Source organism: Eudoraea algarum, assembly GCF_050589645.1.
Lineage (GTDB): Bacteria > Bacteroidota > Bacteroidia > Flavobacteriales > Flavobacteriaceae > JBNGOQ01.
Genome location: NZ_JBNGOQ010000003.1, coordinates 700,571 through 714,732 on the forward strand (window position 1 = coordinate 700,571; position 14,162 = coordinate 714,732).

General features: G+C 42.6%; 13 protein-coding genes. 2 read left to right on the top strand and 11 right to left on the bottom strand.

The features are described from left to right. The first annotated feature begins 46 nt into the window (after positions 1 to 46). A complete protein-coding gene (locus ACRD67_RS13930; RefSeq protein WP_430967814.1) occupies positions 47 to 3,493 on the top strand; it encodes a DUF2135 domain-containing protein in 3,447 nt (1,148 codons plus the stop codon). 4 nt (positions 3,494 to 3,497) lie between these two features. Here the strand turns inward: ACRD67_RS13930 and ACRD67_RS13935 are convergent, their stop codons facing one another. The 6 genes from ACRD67_RS13935 to ACRD67_RS13960 form a co-directional block, all read right to left on the bottom strand. Next, positions 3,498 to 3,896 (bottom strand): hypothetical protein, encoded by a 399-nt coding sequence (locus ACRD67_RS13935; protein ID WP_430967815.1) that lies wholly within the window; start codon positions 3,894 to 3,896, stop codon positions 3,498 to 3,500. Further along, on the bottom strand, positions 3,880 to 4,644 hold the full coding sequence (locus tag ACRD67_RS13940; protein WP_430967816.1) for a class I SAM-dependent methyltransferase: 765 nt from the start codon (positions 4,642 to 4,644) through the stop codon (positions 3,880 to 3,882). Before ACRD67_RS13940 ends, ACRD67_RS13935 begins: the two co-directional genes overlap by 17 nt. After that, on the bottom strand, positions 4,632 to 5,372 hold the full coding sequence (locus ACRD67_RS13945) for a DUF2071 domain-containing protein (RefSeq protein ID WP_430967817.1): 741 nt from the start codon (positions 5,370 to 5,372) through the stop codon (positions 4,632 to 4,634). The genes ACRD67_RS13940 and ACRD67_RS13945 overlap by 13 nt, the downstream gene beginning before the upstream one ends. A 1-nt stretch (position 5,373) precedes the next feature. Continuing rightward, on the bottom strand, positions 5,374 to 5,760 hold the full coding sequence (locus ACRD67_RS13950) for a DoxX-like family protein (protein ID WP_430967818.1): 387 nt from the start codon (positions 5,758 to 5,760) through the stop codon (positions 5,374 to 5,376). Between the two features lie 24 nt (positions 5,761 to 5,784). After that, complete coding sequence (locus ACRD67_RS13955) at positions 5,785 to 6,489, bottom strand: hypothetical protein (RefSeq protein WP_430967819.1); 705 nt, start codon at positions 6,487 to 6,489, stop codon at positions 5,785 to 5,787. Between the two features lie 219 nt (positions 6,490 to 6,708). Beyond that, positions 6,709 to 7,851 carry an MBL fold metallo-hydrolase gene (locus ACRD67_RS13960; protein WP_430967820.1) on the bottom strand — a complete coding sequence of 381 codons (1,143 nt, stop codon included), beginning with the start codon at positions 7,849 to 7,851 and terminating at the stop codon, positions 6,709 to 6,711. 231 nt (positions 7,852 to 8,082) lie between these two features. Here ACRD67_RS13960 and ACRD67_RS13965 point away from each other — a divergent pair, with 231 nt between their 5' ends. Then, positions 8,083 to 9,168 carry a bile acid:sodium symporter family protein gene (locus ACRD67_RS13965; protein ID WP_430967821.1) on the top strand — a complete coding sequence of 362 codons (1,086 nt, stop codon included), beginning with the start codon at positions 8,083 to 8,085 and terminating at the stop codon, positions 9,166 to 9,168. A gap of 3 nt (positions 9,169 to 9,171) precedes the next feature. On the opposite strand, the gene ACRD67_RS13970 is transcribed toward ACRD67_RS13965, so the two are convergent. From ACRD67_RS13970 to ACRD67_RS13990, 5 genes are read right to left on the bottom strand one after another with little or no spacing between them, the layout of a single operon-like run. After that, positions 9,172 to 10,755: a hydantoinase/oxoprolinase N-terminal domain-containing protein gene (locus ACRD67_RS13970; RefSeq protein WP_430967822.1), complete on the bottom strand. Its 1,584-nt coding sequence runs from the start codon at positions 10,753 to 10,755 to the stop codon at positions 9,172 to 9,174. 1 nt (position 10,756) lies between these two features. Next, positions 10,757 to 11,842 carry an S-methyl thiohydantoin desulfurase family protein gene (locus ACRD67_RS13975; protein WP_430967823.1) on the bottom strand — a complete coding sequence of 362 codons (1,086 nt, stop codon included), beginning with the start codon at positions 11,840 to 11,842 and terminating at the stop codon, positions 10,757 to 10,759. Beyond that, complete coding sequence (locus ACRD67_RS13980) at positions 11,826 to 13,043, bottom strand: cytosine permease (protein WP_430967824.1); 1,218 nt, start codon at positions 13,041 to 13,043, stop codon at positions 11,826 to 11,828. Before ACRD67_RS13980 ends, ACRD67_RS13975 begins: the two co-directional genes overlap by 17 nt. Next, the gene (locus tag ACRD67_RS13985; protein ID WP_430967825.1) at positions 13,033 to 13,365 is read right to left on the bottom strand and encodes a hypothetical protein; all 333 of its coding nucleotides are present in this window, start codon (positions 13,363 to 13,365) and stop codon (positions 13,033 to 13,035) included. The genes ACRD67_RS13980 and ACRD67_RS13985 overlap by 11 nt, the downstream gene beginning before the upstream one ends. After that, positions 13,365 to 14,162: an aspartate/glutamate racemase family protein gene (locus ACRD67_RS13990; RefSeq protein WP_430967826.1), complete on the bottom strand. Its 798-nt coding sequence runs from the start codon at positions 14,160 to 14,162 to the stop codon at positions 13,365 to 13,367. The genes ACRD67_RS13985 and ACRD67_RS13990 overlap by 1 nt, the downstream gene beginning before the upstream one ends.

Sequence of the window (14,162 nt, forward strand, 5' to 3'; positions counted from 1 at the left end):
TCAAGTTTTATATGGAGTTTTACCCAAAACCACAAAACAACCGACCATGAGAAAGTTCATTCTATTCATATTCCTATCCATATGTGTACAGGCTTTTGCCCAAGAATCTCTTGAAATCATACTAAAGGATTCAAGCAGATTAAAATTAACAAGTCTAAGAATCGATGTCAAAATAGTTGGCAATTTTGCCTCGACAACGTATGACATGAAGTTTTATAATGAACTGGATAGAACCTTGGAAGGAGAATTGGTATTTCCTTTAGGTGAAGGACAGGCGGTATCTCGATTTGCCATGGATGTCACTGACAAACTTCGGGAAGCCGTTATCGTAGAGAAAGAATTAGCACGGGTAGCATTCGAAAGCACCGTAAGACAGAATATCGACCCAGGTTTATTGGAAAAAACCGAAGGAAATAACTACAAGGCTAGGGTTTATCCAATCTTACCCAAAAAGCATAAGCATATCGTACTCACCTTTGAACAAGAATTGTCCACGAGGAATCAGTTTCAAACTTATGAACTGCCGTTGGGTTTAAAGGAAACCTTAGATACCTTCTCCATAAATATGAAGGTGTTTAATGGACAAGGACTGCCTAAAATAAAAAGCGATGCTTATACAGACTTCTTTTTTAAAGAAAAAAAGGATGTTTATCTCGCTAGTTTAAATAGGCAAAATCATCGTCCCACTTCACCTGTAATAGTCCAAGTGCCAAATAGTAATAACGCAAAAAAAGTCTTGAGTTTTAGAGATTACTTTTTTGTAAACCAAACACTTAAACCGAATACTCGATTAAAACAAAAACCTAAAAAAATCGCAATATTTTGGGATATTTCCTATTCATTACGAAATAGAAATCTAAGTAAGGAGTTGGAAATTTTAAACGAATATTTCGAATATTTGGGAGATGTTGAGGTTCAGTTTATTTCTTTTAGCAATGCCATTCACCAGAGCAAAACGTTTAAAATTCAAAACGGAAATTGGGATGAATTAAAAAAAACACTGAGGGAAACGAATTATGACGGTGGAACAGCTATGAACCTATTTAAATCATTGCCTCAAAATTCCGACGAAACACTCTTGTTCACAGACGGGTTAGCAAACCTTGGGGATTTTTCCGCCGCGAATAAACAAGCAATTTACACCATCAATTCGACTACTTCCGCCAATCATGAAGCGCTTAGAGAAATAGCAACCTCCTCTGGTGGTAATTATGTCAATCTAGTTCGATTACTACAAACAGAAGCCCTAAATGCCCTTAAACAAGAGACGTTTCAATTTTTGGGTACAAAGCATAACCGTTCCATCTATGAGGTGTATCCAAAAAACAAAATCAATGTTTCGGGAAACTTTTCCATTTCAGGAAAATTTTCTAATGAAACAACTATTGAATTACTATTCGGTTATCGAGGTAAAGTAACGGAGCGTATCAAAGTTCCAATTAAAAAATCGCAGGGAACCGAGTTGGTCAAGAGACTATGGGCCAAACAAAAATTGAAGCACTTCAATGCTAACAAAAAAGAAAACAAAGAACAGATAATTTCACTTGCCAAAACATATTATTTGGTTACGGATTATACCTCAATGTTGATTTTGGATAGAATTGAAGATTATGTACGTTATCGTATTGAGCCTCCTCAGGAATTGAAAAGGGAGTATAAAGAACGCGTTAAAAATTTAGAGCAAGAGGAAGCGGATAATTTGGAATATTTAAATAGCAGAAAAGAGAATCTATTTAGAGATTATGGAAAAATATTGGATTGGTATGCCACGAAATACCCAAAAAAGAAAATAAAAGAACTCAAAAAAAATACGCCAAACAATACAGGTCAAGACGCATCTGGTGCCCAAAACAACCAAGCATATACAACCACTTCTGGAGCATCCGACTCCACAGATAACCGTTCGGTATTTGCGAGAATACACATTGATTCAACAAGAGGAATAGTTTCAGGTACAGTTTTGGATGCAGATGGTGCGCCTTTACCGGGGGCAAATGTGGTCGTAAAAGGAACTGCAAACGGAACTACAACCGACTTTGACGGTAATTTTATTATCAATGCGGAAGAGAATGATGAACTTCTTTTATCTTATTTAGGCTATACAACTGTTAGCACTATAGTTGGCAATACGGAGAGTATTTCTATTTCGTTGGAGGCAGACGAATCCCATTTGGATGAGGTCGTAGTAGTTGGATATGGTGTGGAAAAAGTAGTCAATATGACCGGCTCCGTTACGTCGATTGCAACAAATTCTGTGTCTGGACGGGTTGCAGGGGTTCAAATCACCCATAATGCTGGAGAACAGGGTTTGAGTAACCTTGTTACGGTTAGGGGGGTTAGTTCAATTTCCAATAATAGCAATCCGCTTTATATTGTAGATGGCCTAGTATCATCCAGCAATCCTATGCAGGAATTAAATCCGGAAGATATTGAGGGGATACAAATCTTGAAAGCCCTTAGTGCATCGGCAATTTATGGTGCCAGGGCTGCGAATGGAGTTATAATCATAACCACAAAAGATGGCCTGGAATCAAATCAAGAGGCTATCAAAAAATTAAATCAAGAAATAGCTGAAAAAATAGAATTGAAATCCTGGAATCCCGACACACCGTACATAAAGGCTTTGGAAAAAGAACCAACTGCTGAATTAGCCTATTTGAAGTATTTGGAAATTAGGGATGAATATTCCAATAGTCCATCTTTTTATTTAGATGTGTCCGATTTCTTTGATAAAAAGGGGGAACATGGTCTGGCAATTACAATTCTTACCAACCTAATGGAAGTTGAATTGAACAACCATGAAATCATAAAAGCTTTAGGATATAAGCTGGAATATTTCAGGCAGTACAAACTGGCAGCCGTAGTATACGAGAAAGTGTTGGAGTTAAGACCGGAAGAACCACAGTCATATAGAGATTTGGCATTGGCATATGAAAAGTCGGGCGAAATCAAAAAAGGATATGATTTGTTTTACCAGTTGTACAATGGCGATTTGTTGGAAAAAGATGAAGAAGAACGTTTCTATGGAATAGAACAAATTGCTTTTGTTGAGTTGACTAGATTAGTCAACAAATATGGAAAACAACTGAAACTAAATAAAGTCGAAGAAGAAAAGTTTAAGGAAATTCCCGTAGATATAAGAATAGTAATCGATTGGAATCATAATGATACTGATATCGATCTATGGGTTGAAGACCCAAAGGGCGAAAAGGCATATTTCAAAAATCAAGAAACCAATATTGGGGGTCATATGTCAGAAGATATGACCGAGGGCTATGGACCGGAGGAATTTATGTTGAGGAATGCGCCTAAGGGTGAGTACAAAATTTTGATAGACTATTACGCCGATGACGTTCAAAAAATATCCGGTCCAACCGTTTTAAAGGTTACAATGTATACCAATTATGGTAGACCTAATGAAGAATGTAAAACAACGATAGTGAGACTCGACAAGGAAGAAGATGAACTTGAGGTTGGAAGTTTGAGATTTTAATGGTTTATTGGGCAAAATAGGTACTAAAAAAAATAATGCACATATACAACCATAACAAAGAGAAGACAATGTGTATGGTTGTTTCAAAGGCCTTGCCCCGCCAAAGCTTGGGAGAATACCCGAACAGTTGGATAACGAAACGTATGGCCCAGAAGACCCCAAGGCCTAGGGCAATTTTTCTTCCCAGAGGCGTTTCTACCACCTCCTGGGCCGATGTAAGGCATAAGAGTCCCATTAGGAAAACCGTAAAAGCGATAAAGAAGGTATGCACATACATCATTTGGCGATTGATCAAGCTCATGTTTGCTGTTTCCCGAGGCCAATTGAAGTATTTTGGAAAAATAACATGTACAAGGGCCAAGACAACCAATAGAACGCCGATAATCCTAAGGTGTAATTCCATTTTTTTCAAGTATAAAGGTGGTTATAAACGGTGTGATCTTTATTTCCTTCCTCACTAGCAGCCCGGCCGAATCAAAAGTATCCAACCAAGTCTTTTTGGAATAAAAATGGAAGAAACCAATATTGTATGCCAGAAAATTAGCAATATCCCTTAAATGCTCGGTAACAATTATCGTTCCATTTGCTTTGAGGATTCTGCTAAGTTCCTTGAAGAAAATAATTCGTTCTTCCTCATTTCTGATTTCATGTGCGGCTAAAATGGTAAACACCTCGTCTGCCACATGATCAGGTAGTGGCAAGTGGGTTGTATCTGCCCTGATGGTATCAGGAAATGCAGGATACGCCCTTCTTGCCCTTTTGATAGCTACCTCAGTATGTTTTTTGGGATCGTAAAAATCGAGCACGACGAGTTCGGAAGGATCTAATATGGTCCTCAATAAAACACTGGTCTCGTCAAAACCGGCATGAATGTTCACTATCCTTCCTTTCCCATCAAGCATCGATTTGCCCAGCCAATCGAAGGCATACAGTCCCGAAAGATCGTAGACGTAATACGAAACGAGCACTGAAACAAGCGTTATGGCAATTACAACGACCAAGGTGAAGAGGAAAAAGGACCTAAAGGGTTCATTGAAGTAGCGGACAAACAACAAAAGAAGGCATAGAAATCCAAAGAAAAGGACATAAAAGTGCCAATTAAAACGAAGGATATTAGTAACTCCCTGAAAAGGTTTTCTTAGTTGTTCCATTGCTCCTTCCTTCCTTTTTTCCAATGGTATGGAACGTTCTCAATGATAAAGGCATTGGCTAAAACAGGATGCTCCAGATCCAAGGTCTTCAAAAAGGAAACTGTGTAATCAATGACCCGAACAGGTTTCGGCTTCCAGTTTTGCCTTACGCCTTCGATGATTAGAACTTCTTTGGCTTCTTGGCTATAGGTGAATGTAAACGGCAAGGGACCCGCGAACCGCCTCGCTTCCTTCCAATCTGAGAAGGGCGAATCTGGAGGTATTGGAACATCCCCCTCATTACGTTCAATTCTAATATTAAAGTTGGACTGTATCGATTTTATTTCTGTTATGCTGTTTTTTTTTGAATAGGCGATATCGCTAGTGCCGTAATCGTAGTGGGTAAACATATTGCCGAAAAATTCCATCTTCTTTTTGTTGGTCTCTGACTTAAGAATATACAATCCCCTTAATCGTTTCCCTGCATTGGTCGTATACTTGACAAACACGCGATAACCGATTAAAAAAAAGTCGTTACCGATAAATTTTGGAAACCCTTTTGGTCGCAGCGCTTTGGTTTGAACCATAGCCATAGCGACAAATGCCCAGCTCTCTTTGAAGGTGTCCAGTTCCAAGCATTCAGGGACAAGTTTTTCCAGTTGCTTCTTAGGAACAGCGAACGTCAAGACAAGCGAGCTTTCAAAAAACGCTTCTACGGCAAAAGGGTGGTTCTTTAAGTAATTGAGCATGCTATATCCGTTCGGCCTTTTTATTTAAATGAAATTCATTTATGTAAACTAAAAGTATAAACAAGAATGCAAAAAGCGCATTGAGCTTTCCCCATAGCAAAAGGTCTGGAACCAAGATGAATTCAAGCATATTCATCATAACAACAACAGTGATTTGAAGTACCGCATTTAAGCGCGCTTTTGCACCACTTAAAATCCAAATGGCCATTCCGATTTCTGCGAGTCCTATGGCTATCGTCAATGGTCTTGAATATGCTTCACCAAGTATCCGGCCAACAATCTCCTCATGTCTGGGTATCAGATTGAGTACTTTGCAGAAGAGTCCGTTGGCTAGCCAAACCAATACGATGAAGTGAGTAAGTGTTTTGTGAAGTACTGATTTAGTCATTTTTCTGATTTCTTCGAAATCATGCTAATTTACGGATAATTTAACGTATTCTTCGACCAATTTCCTTGCGCTTTCCTGCCCTCCTAAGCAGCCTCTCAAGGTGGAAATCCTTGGAACCTGTTTAAATATAATTTCAATCCACTCATCAAGCTCTTCTTTGCTTTCTTCAAACAGTTCAGGGTATTTATAATAATATTCAATTGCCGTTAATCTTGTTGCGGGATTTTTACTGTACATTAATTCCATAACAATTTCCCTGGTCAACGATTGCTCTAGGGCAAGAAAGTGTTTTCTGTTTGGCAATAGTGACATGGACCACCCTCCTCTGCCTCCGTACCAAAGACCAGAGGTGGGAGACATATAGGCCCGGACCTTCACTTTAGTGCTTTTGTCTCCTGAATAATTGTCTAGCGGGGCCTCAAACGATTTTCGATTGTGGTAATACGGCTTCACTTTATGGTTTTCTGAAATCTCAAATTTTCCTGCGTACCAGTTCAAATATTTGTTCCGTAGTTTGGGTTTATCGGGAAGTTCGGGTCTTAGACGGTATCCAACTAGAGAATCCTTCTTATAAAGAAAATCACAGTTAATACTGATATAGCCACCCGGGGTACTCCTGCTAATAATCCTATAACCAAAACCTAGGTGGGCACTGGCCAATCTATTGTACGTTTTGGGAAACATTTTTACTAGGGCTGTTGGATTGTCGAAGTTATCAACGACGTTCAAAATTAATTTTTTGTCTTTGCCCCCCCAAAACGGCTTTTGGGCTCTTAAACCTGTGCATATCAGGGAGAACGAGAAGACTACCAACAAGGATGTATGTAGACGAAATTTAGACAGCACAGCACGTGGTTTTGAAAACTATGATTTGAGTAGTCAATATCAAAAATCAATCCAAAAGAAATAGTGTTGATTTAATCCTAGGCAATCACACCAAACATCTCCTCAATCTTTCCACCAATCGGAATTGCTGTCCTCTGAGTACCCCAGTATTATGGGAGCACCAATCTTAGGGATTACCAAAGGTATTTGCACGGCTTTTGCTTTGGTAGTCGCGCGTTCAGCAGGGTCGGTCCAGGAGTGTAGGGCCAATTTAAAGGCGCCCCAATGTATAGGCATGACCACCTTGGCACCAACATCCTTGCCCGCTTGCACGGTCTCCTCGGGAAACATGTGGATATCGGGCCAGGATTCGTTGTACTGTCCGCACTCCATCATGGCAAAATCAAAAGGACCGTATTTTTCCCCAATTTCCTTGAAATGTGGACCATAGCCACTATCGCCACTGAAAAAGATGCTTTCCGAGGACGACCGTATCACCCATGAACTCCACAGTGTACTTTGTCTATTGCCAAATTTTCGTCCAGAAAAGTGCTGCGCCGGGGTACATACAAACTCCAGATTCCCATGGGTGACATTCTGCCACCAATCCAGCTCTACGATACGCTCCGGTTCAATGCCCCATGCCCTTAAATGTACGCCTACGGCCAAAGGGGTGTAAAAGTGCTCCACTTTATCCTTTAGCTTAAGCACCGATTCATAATCCAAGTGGTCATAATGGTCATGGGAGAAGATTACCGCATCAATTTTCGGAAGCTGCTCCACAGCTATGGGCAACTCCTTGCTGAAACGTTTCCCGCCCAGTATTGGATGTGGGGCCGGTACGTCTCCAAACATAGGATCTATCAGGATATTCTTGCCCTCCATCTGTAATAGAAAGGCCGAGTGTCCAAACCAGATCAAGCGGGTTTTCCCTGGGTAATCCGCTATTTGTACGGAGTCCAGCGTTTCCACCACTACATTCCATTTAGGTACTCCATTGGGTACCTTGGTAAAGAAGAACTTCCGCGCAATTTTAACGGTTTCCCAAAAACTTAAATCCTCCGGGACATTTTTTCTGTTGACAAATGCACCATTTTTATAATTCTCCGAACTGCTGTATTTGGTCTGCAGTTCCTTGGAAACGTCACCCCCAAAGGAAGGATAGTAACTTACAAACAACAGATAACCGATTACCGCAAGAACGGAAAGTGTGACCAAGACCAATAACATTCGCTTTATATATTTGATTATTTTTTTTAATGACATGGTTCTTATACTTTTTTCTGCCAGAGCATGTAAAAAGGAAGGTTTTGTGAACAGTTTAAATTTATGGGTATAAAACTCAAGAAAACTAAATCAAGGACAAAATTTCATTCAATTTATTTTCGATTAATTTATTCTGTACTTTGGTGTCGTAGAAAACGAGAAAAGAAACCACAAACAATTGGAAGAAAAAGTAAAGAATTTCTTAGCCTTGATTAAACGTAATATTCGATTATGAGGGCTTTGGGTAAATACTCTTTTGTCTTAAGTGCATTGGTCTCTCTCATACTATTGGTGATGTTGGTGCTGGGCCAAGGAGCAAAAACGGGTCCCCTGGCAGTGTTATTTTTCTTGACCCTTGCCCTTGCTTTTCAGACTTCAAAAAAACTCAAGGGGTTTTCCTTTACCATATGGATTTTTGCCGCCGTGGCGGCCTCCATGTTCTATCCGCAATTTTTTACCGAGATAGGTGGGTTTAGTCTTAAAAAACTGATCGTGCCCCTTTTGATGGTCATCATGTTTGGAATGGGCACCTCCATGAGCCTTAAGGATTTTCGCGGGGTCATTCAAATGCCGAAAGGCGTTTTGGTAGGCCTATTGGCACAATTCACCATTATGCCCTTTATCGGGTTTGGATTGGCCTATGTATCCGGTCTTCCTCCGGAAATCGCCGCAGGGGTCATTCTGGTCGGGTGCTCACCAAGTGGACTGGCCTCCAATGTAATGGCCTATATTTCAGGAGCCAATTTGGCCCTATCGCTTACCCTTACGGCTTGTGCCACCCTCCTGTCCCCTATAGTCACGCCCTTTTTTATGAAGTTGTTGGCGGATCAATTGGTGCCGATCGACTTCCTAGGGATGCTCTGGAGTATCATGAAAATCGTGATTTTACCCATTATCGCCGGGCTGATCTTCAATAAAATGGTCCATGGCCGTTTTAAGTGGTTGGACAAGGCCATGCCGATTATATCCATGGCGGGTATCGCCATTATCATTACCATTATTACCGCAGCGGGTAGGGATTCCTTACTGACCCTTGGTCTGGTGTTGATCGCTGTGGTCATCGCACACAATTGTTGCGGTTACCTTTTAGGATACACGGGTGGGCGTTTGGTTGGACTGGACAAAGCGTCAGCGCGGACCATTGCATTTGAAGTGGGGATGCAAAATGCGGGCTTGGCCTCTGGGATTGCCCTTGAAATGGGTAGGTTGGCGACTATGGGGCTCGCACCCGCAGTTTTTGGACCTTGGATGAACATTTCGGGCTCGTCCCTGGCCTCTTATTGGAGGGATAAAAACACGGCTGAATCCAAATCGTAACCGTTAGGTAATCAAGTCGCCACAGAGTTTCACTTTCAGTTTTACCGCCCCGGGCAGATAGGCTAGGGGAGTCGATTCTTTGGCCAGCACTTTAATACTGTCCTCCAAAGCACCATTTTGCAACAAGGCCTTTCTTACGGTCAGCATGAGTTTGTCCATGGCTTGTTTTTCATCACTTTGCAGGGTATTGACCACCATTTCCTCCTCATGACCTATTTGGGCAATACAGGCTCCAAAGGCGTTGGCCACTTCCAAATGCTCTGGAAATAGTACTTCCGACGCCCCGTCAATGGTTTTGGGCAGCAAAAATGCCCCGCCGCCGCATGCGATTACGGGAATTTCCGCAGCATCCGTTTTTAATTTATCCACCACCCTTTCAATGGCAAGTTGAATTTGATATTTTACCGATGCCAAAGCCTCGGAAAAAGCTTGTCCTGAAATCCTTTCTATGGTTTCTTTTAGGCTTCTTATCCCTAGGGCACCTCCAATTTGCAAGGCATCATTTGCCAAAAAGAAGTCGGACAGCGTCAAGGTATGGCCCCCAAAGGCAACGGCTTGCTCCTTCAGCATATACCCTACAGAATCGGGCCCCAAATGGCATTTTCCATCCTTGAACCTCACTATAGTGCCCCCTCCAATACCGACCGCGACAATATCGGGCATTCTAAAATTGGTAAGTACGCCGCCTATTTGCGCCGCCTGGGTACTTTCCCTGGGGAAATAATTGACCAGCACCCCACCGTCAGATGTTGTGCCTCCAACATCAATTACAATTCCATTGGCTACCCCCGACAGGGCTCCAGCTCCTCGAATACTATTGGTTGGCCCGGATGAAATGGTCAGTACCGGAAAATCCTGTGACTGCTCCAAGGACATCAGGGTGCCATCGTTTTGACCAATGAACAATTGCGATAACAAGCCCAAACGCCTCACGGTATCCTTAAAAGCTTTTACCATTTTTGAGGCTACATCTTGTAAGGCCGCATTGAGAATTGCGGCATTTTCACGTTCCAACAAACCCAATCCGCCAATTTGATGGGAGCAACTTATTCTTACGGCATCGCCCAATATTTCTTTGGCCCAGGTCGCTACTTGCAATTCCTGGTCGGGCAAGGTTTTGGAGAAAATACCGGTAATGGCCAATGATTCCACTGCCCCTTTCATCTGAAGAAGGTAGTCCTTTACCTCTTGTTCGTTTAAGGGGCTGATCAACCTTCCGTCAAATTCATAGCCTCCGTGTACCATGTAAATATGTTTTCCCAAAAGGGTTTTGAGGTCTTTTGGAAAATCGGTCATGGTGGGTATGGCACTACTTGCGGGCAATCCGATTCTAATAGCCCCTATCTTGTTCAGTTCTTTACGTTCCACAAGTGCATTGGTGCAGTGCGTTGTGCCCAACATAATATACTTGATGTCCTGTTTGGGAACCTTGGCGTCTGCAATTACTTTCCCAATAGCATTTTCTATGCCATTACTGACATCCAAAGTGGTGGTTTGTTTTGTCTTTGCCAGGATAAGATTATCGTGGGAAACCAATACAGCATCAGTATTTGTGCCACCCACATCAACTCCTATTTTGTAGTACATCTTAGTATCTTTTATTTAATTCTTCGAGCGGCACGTATTTTTCTGGATAACCAAATTTTTTTGGCCCTCCCAATTCAATACCCTGGGATGTGCGCCATTGTTTATCCGCTTTCATGCCCAAAACCACTACGCGAGTACCATATTGAATGGTTTCGGCGGTAATGGGCTGTGCATTTTCAGCATCTATGAGCACGATCAGGTCCGGGGTAATCGCGACGGGCTGGCCATCTTTTTTTGCCATTAAAAATTCATTTTGAAAGTCGAGCAACATAAGGGATCCCTGATTTTCATCCAGCCCCATAATCTCGCAGATACCCTTGTTCCATCGACCTTCGGTTTTAATGGTAACATTGCTTATTTTGCCCGTAAACAGTTTGATGGCCGTTGCTGCTTCCACCAAGGAATCCAGAGGGTTTTGATTTTTCCCCTTGGCATCTAAAATGGACTCTCCTAGCGCTTGGGCGTAGGAAATGATACCGTGCACGGCAGCTTTCTTTACCTGTGCCCCGCTCATCGGATAACACCCAATAGCGCAACTGCCACCCATCTGAATGGTCGTGGCACCCACCAGTGTTTCGCCCCAAGTATTGTCTATGGTGTGATAGACATTTCTATTCCCTTTTTCATCGGCTTGGGTAATCGGGGAAACCGGAATGCCGTGCAAGGTAAAAGTTACCATTTCAAGACGGGGGAATGCCCGGCCCATACCATCTGCATCTACTAACGGAATTTGTTTTTGAGCTGCGATGGATATGGGAATAACCCCATTGAGCCCTCCCGCCTCCGCGGGCATCACCGCGTCGATTTTTCTTCCCAGGTAACTTTCCATCATTTCGAAAGCTCTGATGAACTCATTCCCAGAGAATAACTTTTCCACGAGGATCATGGGCGCACCAAAGGCCGCGATCGGTACTACCAATGCATCATCGTTCAGTTCTTCTGCCGTTACCAATGAAACCGTACCGTATGTATTAATGGCTTCTTTGGCCAAAAGCTTTCCGATATAGGGATCGCCCCCGCCACCGGTTCCCAGGACGGTTGAGCCCATAGCAATATACTCTATGTCATTTTTATCGATTTTTCGCATGCTTGTTTGAGCGTTTTTGAAGTACGTAATAGATGAACGCAGCCACCACAATTCCCAAGATATTTTTGAGCTGTGAAGTCATCAGCAGCATGACCATTACCCCAAGGAACCATGAAATGATACCTATCCAATTTACTTTTTTTGGTTTTTCCTGATAGGTTTTTGCCAGGTAGTAATCGGAGATCATCACCCCTGCGATGGGCGTAATCGTAATGGTCAAGAGGGTAATAAAGCCCATAAAATGGGAAAGGATGCCAATAGCGGCCAACAGTATCCCCACCAGTCCAACTGCCAAGGTTGTTCTGGACCGGGAGGCATCGTCCAATTGGAACAGCTTGTTAAACGCCAAGCCCGAGGAATAGATATTCATCACATTGGAAGTCCATGTGGCCAGGATAAGGATAGACATGGCAAAGAAAGGAAATCCCAGGGACGAAAATATTTCAACGATATCATAGGTGCCCTGTGTGATGGCTAAAATGGCTCCAATAGCCAGTAAACAGAGCGCCGAGGGTATAATCCCGAAAATGGAACCCAAAACCGCATCTCTTTTTGTATGTGCAAAGCGATTGTAATCGGGCGAAATCACCCCGCCTACGGAAATAAATCCGATGGTAAGACCAATAGCCTGTAAAAAGGGCATTCTGGTTGTAGGCGTAAAGTTCAGTACCTCTTGAAAGCTGTGGGTTTTAAAGGTAATAACAAGGCCGTATATCAACAATAAAACAATGGCTGGTACTGCGATGTAATTGAGCCATTTCAGGTATTTAAACCCAAAGACCGCGGTAAGCACCATGATGATGCCCCAAAAAACGGAGGAAGCCCAAACAGGAACATCCAGGCCGTTCATGTCTACCAGAATCTTGGAAAAAGAAGCACCGGCAATGTTGCTTTGAATGCCAAACCAACCCAAAGTAGATAGGCCTATAACAAGACCTACGATTAATTTTGCGCCATTTTCCCCAAAACTACTGGACGCCAGCGCAACCGTGGCCTTTCTTTTTACCACAGCGGCAATACTCAGCAATGACATAAAAAATACGACAAAGCTGAACCCGATCAATCCTGCCCAAAGCGCACTGTTGAAACTAAGGGCTGTGATCAAGGTACTTCCTATCAAGAGGGCCGGTACACTTACGATACCGCCGAACCATACGCCAGCGAGACTAAACCATTTGGTGGTGTTTTGATTATTTTCCATGAGCTGTGATCAATGTATAGATGATGCTGGTGTCCTCTAGGATATTACCCGCCTGTGCCTCAAATGCTTTGATATAGACCACATCCCCTGTTTGCAGGTATCCTTTGATCGAACCGTCTTCACACAGCATTTCTATTTTCCCTTTTTGGATGATTGAGATTTCATGACTCGGGTGCCTTGTAACTCCTTTTTCCGGGATACGGGTTCCTTTGCGCAAAAACACGGTACCGAATTGAAATTCGGTTGGCCCATTTTTGACATGGAACAAGGTTTTGTTGTAATGGTCCTCCTGCAAAGGGTAGGCAATCTTTTTTATTTCCATTAGGCTACAATAATTCTATTCCCAAATTGATAGGCCTCCGAAAACAGGCCAAATTGTTCGATATCCGTTTCCGAAGGGGGCTCACAGCTCCACTTGCGAGAGGGTTTCCAGTCGTACTTGTTTTTTAACATCGCCGCTTGTTCTGCCTGTTTAAGGGCGGCCAAAGAGGGATCTATGACCGGTACTTTTAGTTTTTTCTGTATGTGCTGATAGAAACCGAATTCGCAGGTACATCCTAAAATAATGGACTCGGCAAAGTCCTCCTCTACGGCTTTTTGGGCGGCTTCGAATAAATTGTTGGCGGTTACGTCATGGTCTTTTTGAAATTCGCAGACGTTCATATTCACATCCCTAAAGGAGGCCAAATGTTCCCCATAACCGTACTCCTTTATGGTGGTCTGCATTTCGTGTTCCCATTTTTTTTGGCCAATGATGACCGAAAACCTGTTGGACAGTTTTAAGGCAATCTCTATGGAGGATTGACATGGGGCTACGACGATCATATCACCAGAAATCTCCCTTGCATCCAATAGGTGCGGGTCGTAAAAGCAACCAATGATCAATGCATCAAAACCTTCCTTTGCCGCCTGCCGGGTCGCTTTGATCAAATCAGAAGCGATAAGGGCGTTATAGGTCCTGTATTCCAGATTGTCCATTTGACCTACAGAAGGATGCAGGGATGTTACGTGCACTTCGGTGTTCGGGAACTTGTTTTCCTTGATCATACCGGCAAAAAAAGCGTCGTAGGCCTCAAAGCCGATCGGGTTCAAATACATGATTTTCAGCGTGTCTTTCAT

Excerpts from the sequence above, each read along its gene's own strand:
- ACRD67_RS13930 (WP_430967814.1), top strand. The coding sequence starts at position 47 with ATGAGAAAGTTCATTCTATTCATATTCCTATCCATATGTGTACAGGCT.
- ACRD67_RS13935 (WP_430967815.1), bottom strand. The coding sequence starts at position 3,896 with ATGGAATTACACCTTAGGATTATCGGCGTTCTATTGGTTGTCTTGGCC.
- ACRD67_RS13940 (WP_430967816.1), bottom strand. The coding sequence starts at position 4,644 with ATGGAACAACTAAGAAAACCTTTTCAGGGAGTTACTAATATCCTTCGT.
- ACRD67_RS13945 (WP_430967817.1), bottom strand. The coding sequence starts at position 5,372 with ATGCTCAATTACTTAAAGAACCACCCTTTTGCCGTAGAAGCGTTTTTT.
- ACRD67_RS13950 (WP_430967818.1), bottom strand. The coding sequence starts at position 5,760 with ATGACTAAATCAGTACTTCACAAAACACTTACTCACTTCATCGTATTG.
- ACRD67_RS13960 (WP_430967820.1), bottom strand. The coding sequence starts at position 7,851 with ATGTCATTAAAAAAAATAATCAAATATATAAAGCGAATGTTATTGGTC.
- ACRD67_RS13965 (WP_430967821.1), top strand. The coding sequence starts at position 8,083 with ATGAGGGCTTTGGGTAAATACTCTTTTGTCTTAAGTGCATTGGTCTCT.
- ACRD67_RS13970 (WP_430967822.1), bottom strand. The coding sequence starts at position 10,755 with ATGTACTACAAAATAGGAGTTGATGTGGGTGGCACAAATACTGATGCT.
- ACRD67_RS13975 (WP_430967823.1), bottom strand. The coding sequence starts at position 11,842 with ATGCGAAAAATCGATAAAAATGACATAGAGTATATTGCTATGGGCTCA.
- ACRD67_RS13980 (WP_430967824.1), bottom strand. The coding sequence starts at position 13,043 with ATGGAAAATAATCAAAACACCACCAAATGGTTTAGTCTCGCTGGCGTA.
- ACRD67_RS13985 (WP_430967825.1), bottom strand. The coding sequence starts at position 13,365 with ATGGAAATAAAAAAGATTGCCTACCCTTTGCAGGAGGACCATTACAAC.
- ACRD67_RS13990 (WP_430967826.1), bottom strand. The coding sequence starts at position 14,162 with ATGAAAGACACGCTGAAAATCATGTATTTGAACCCGATCGGCTTTGAG.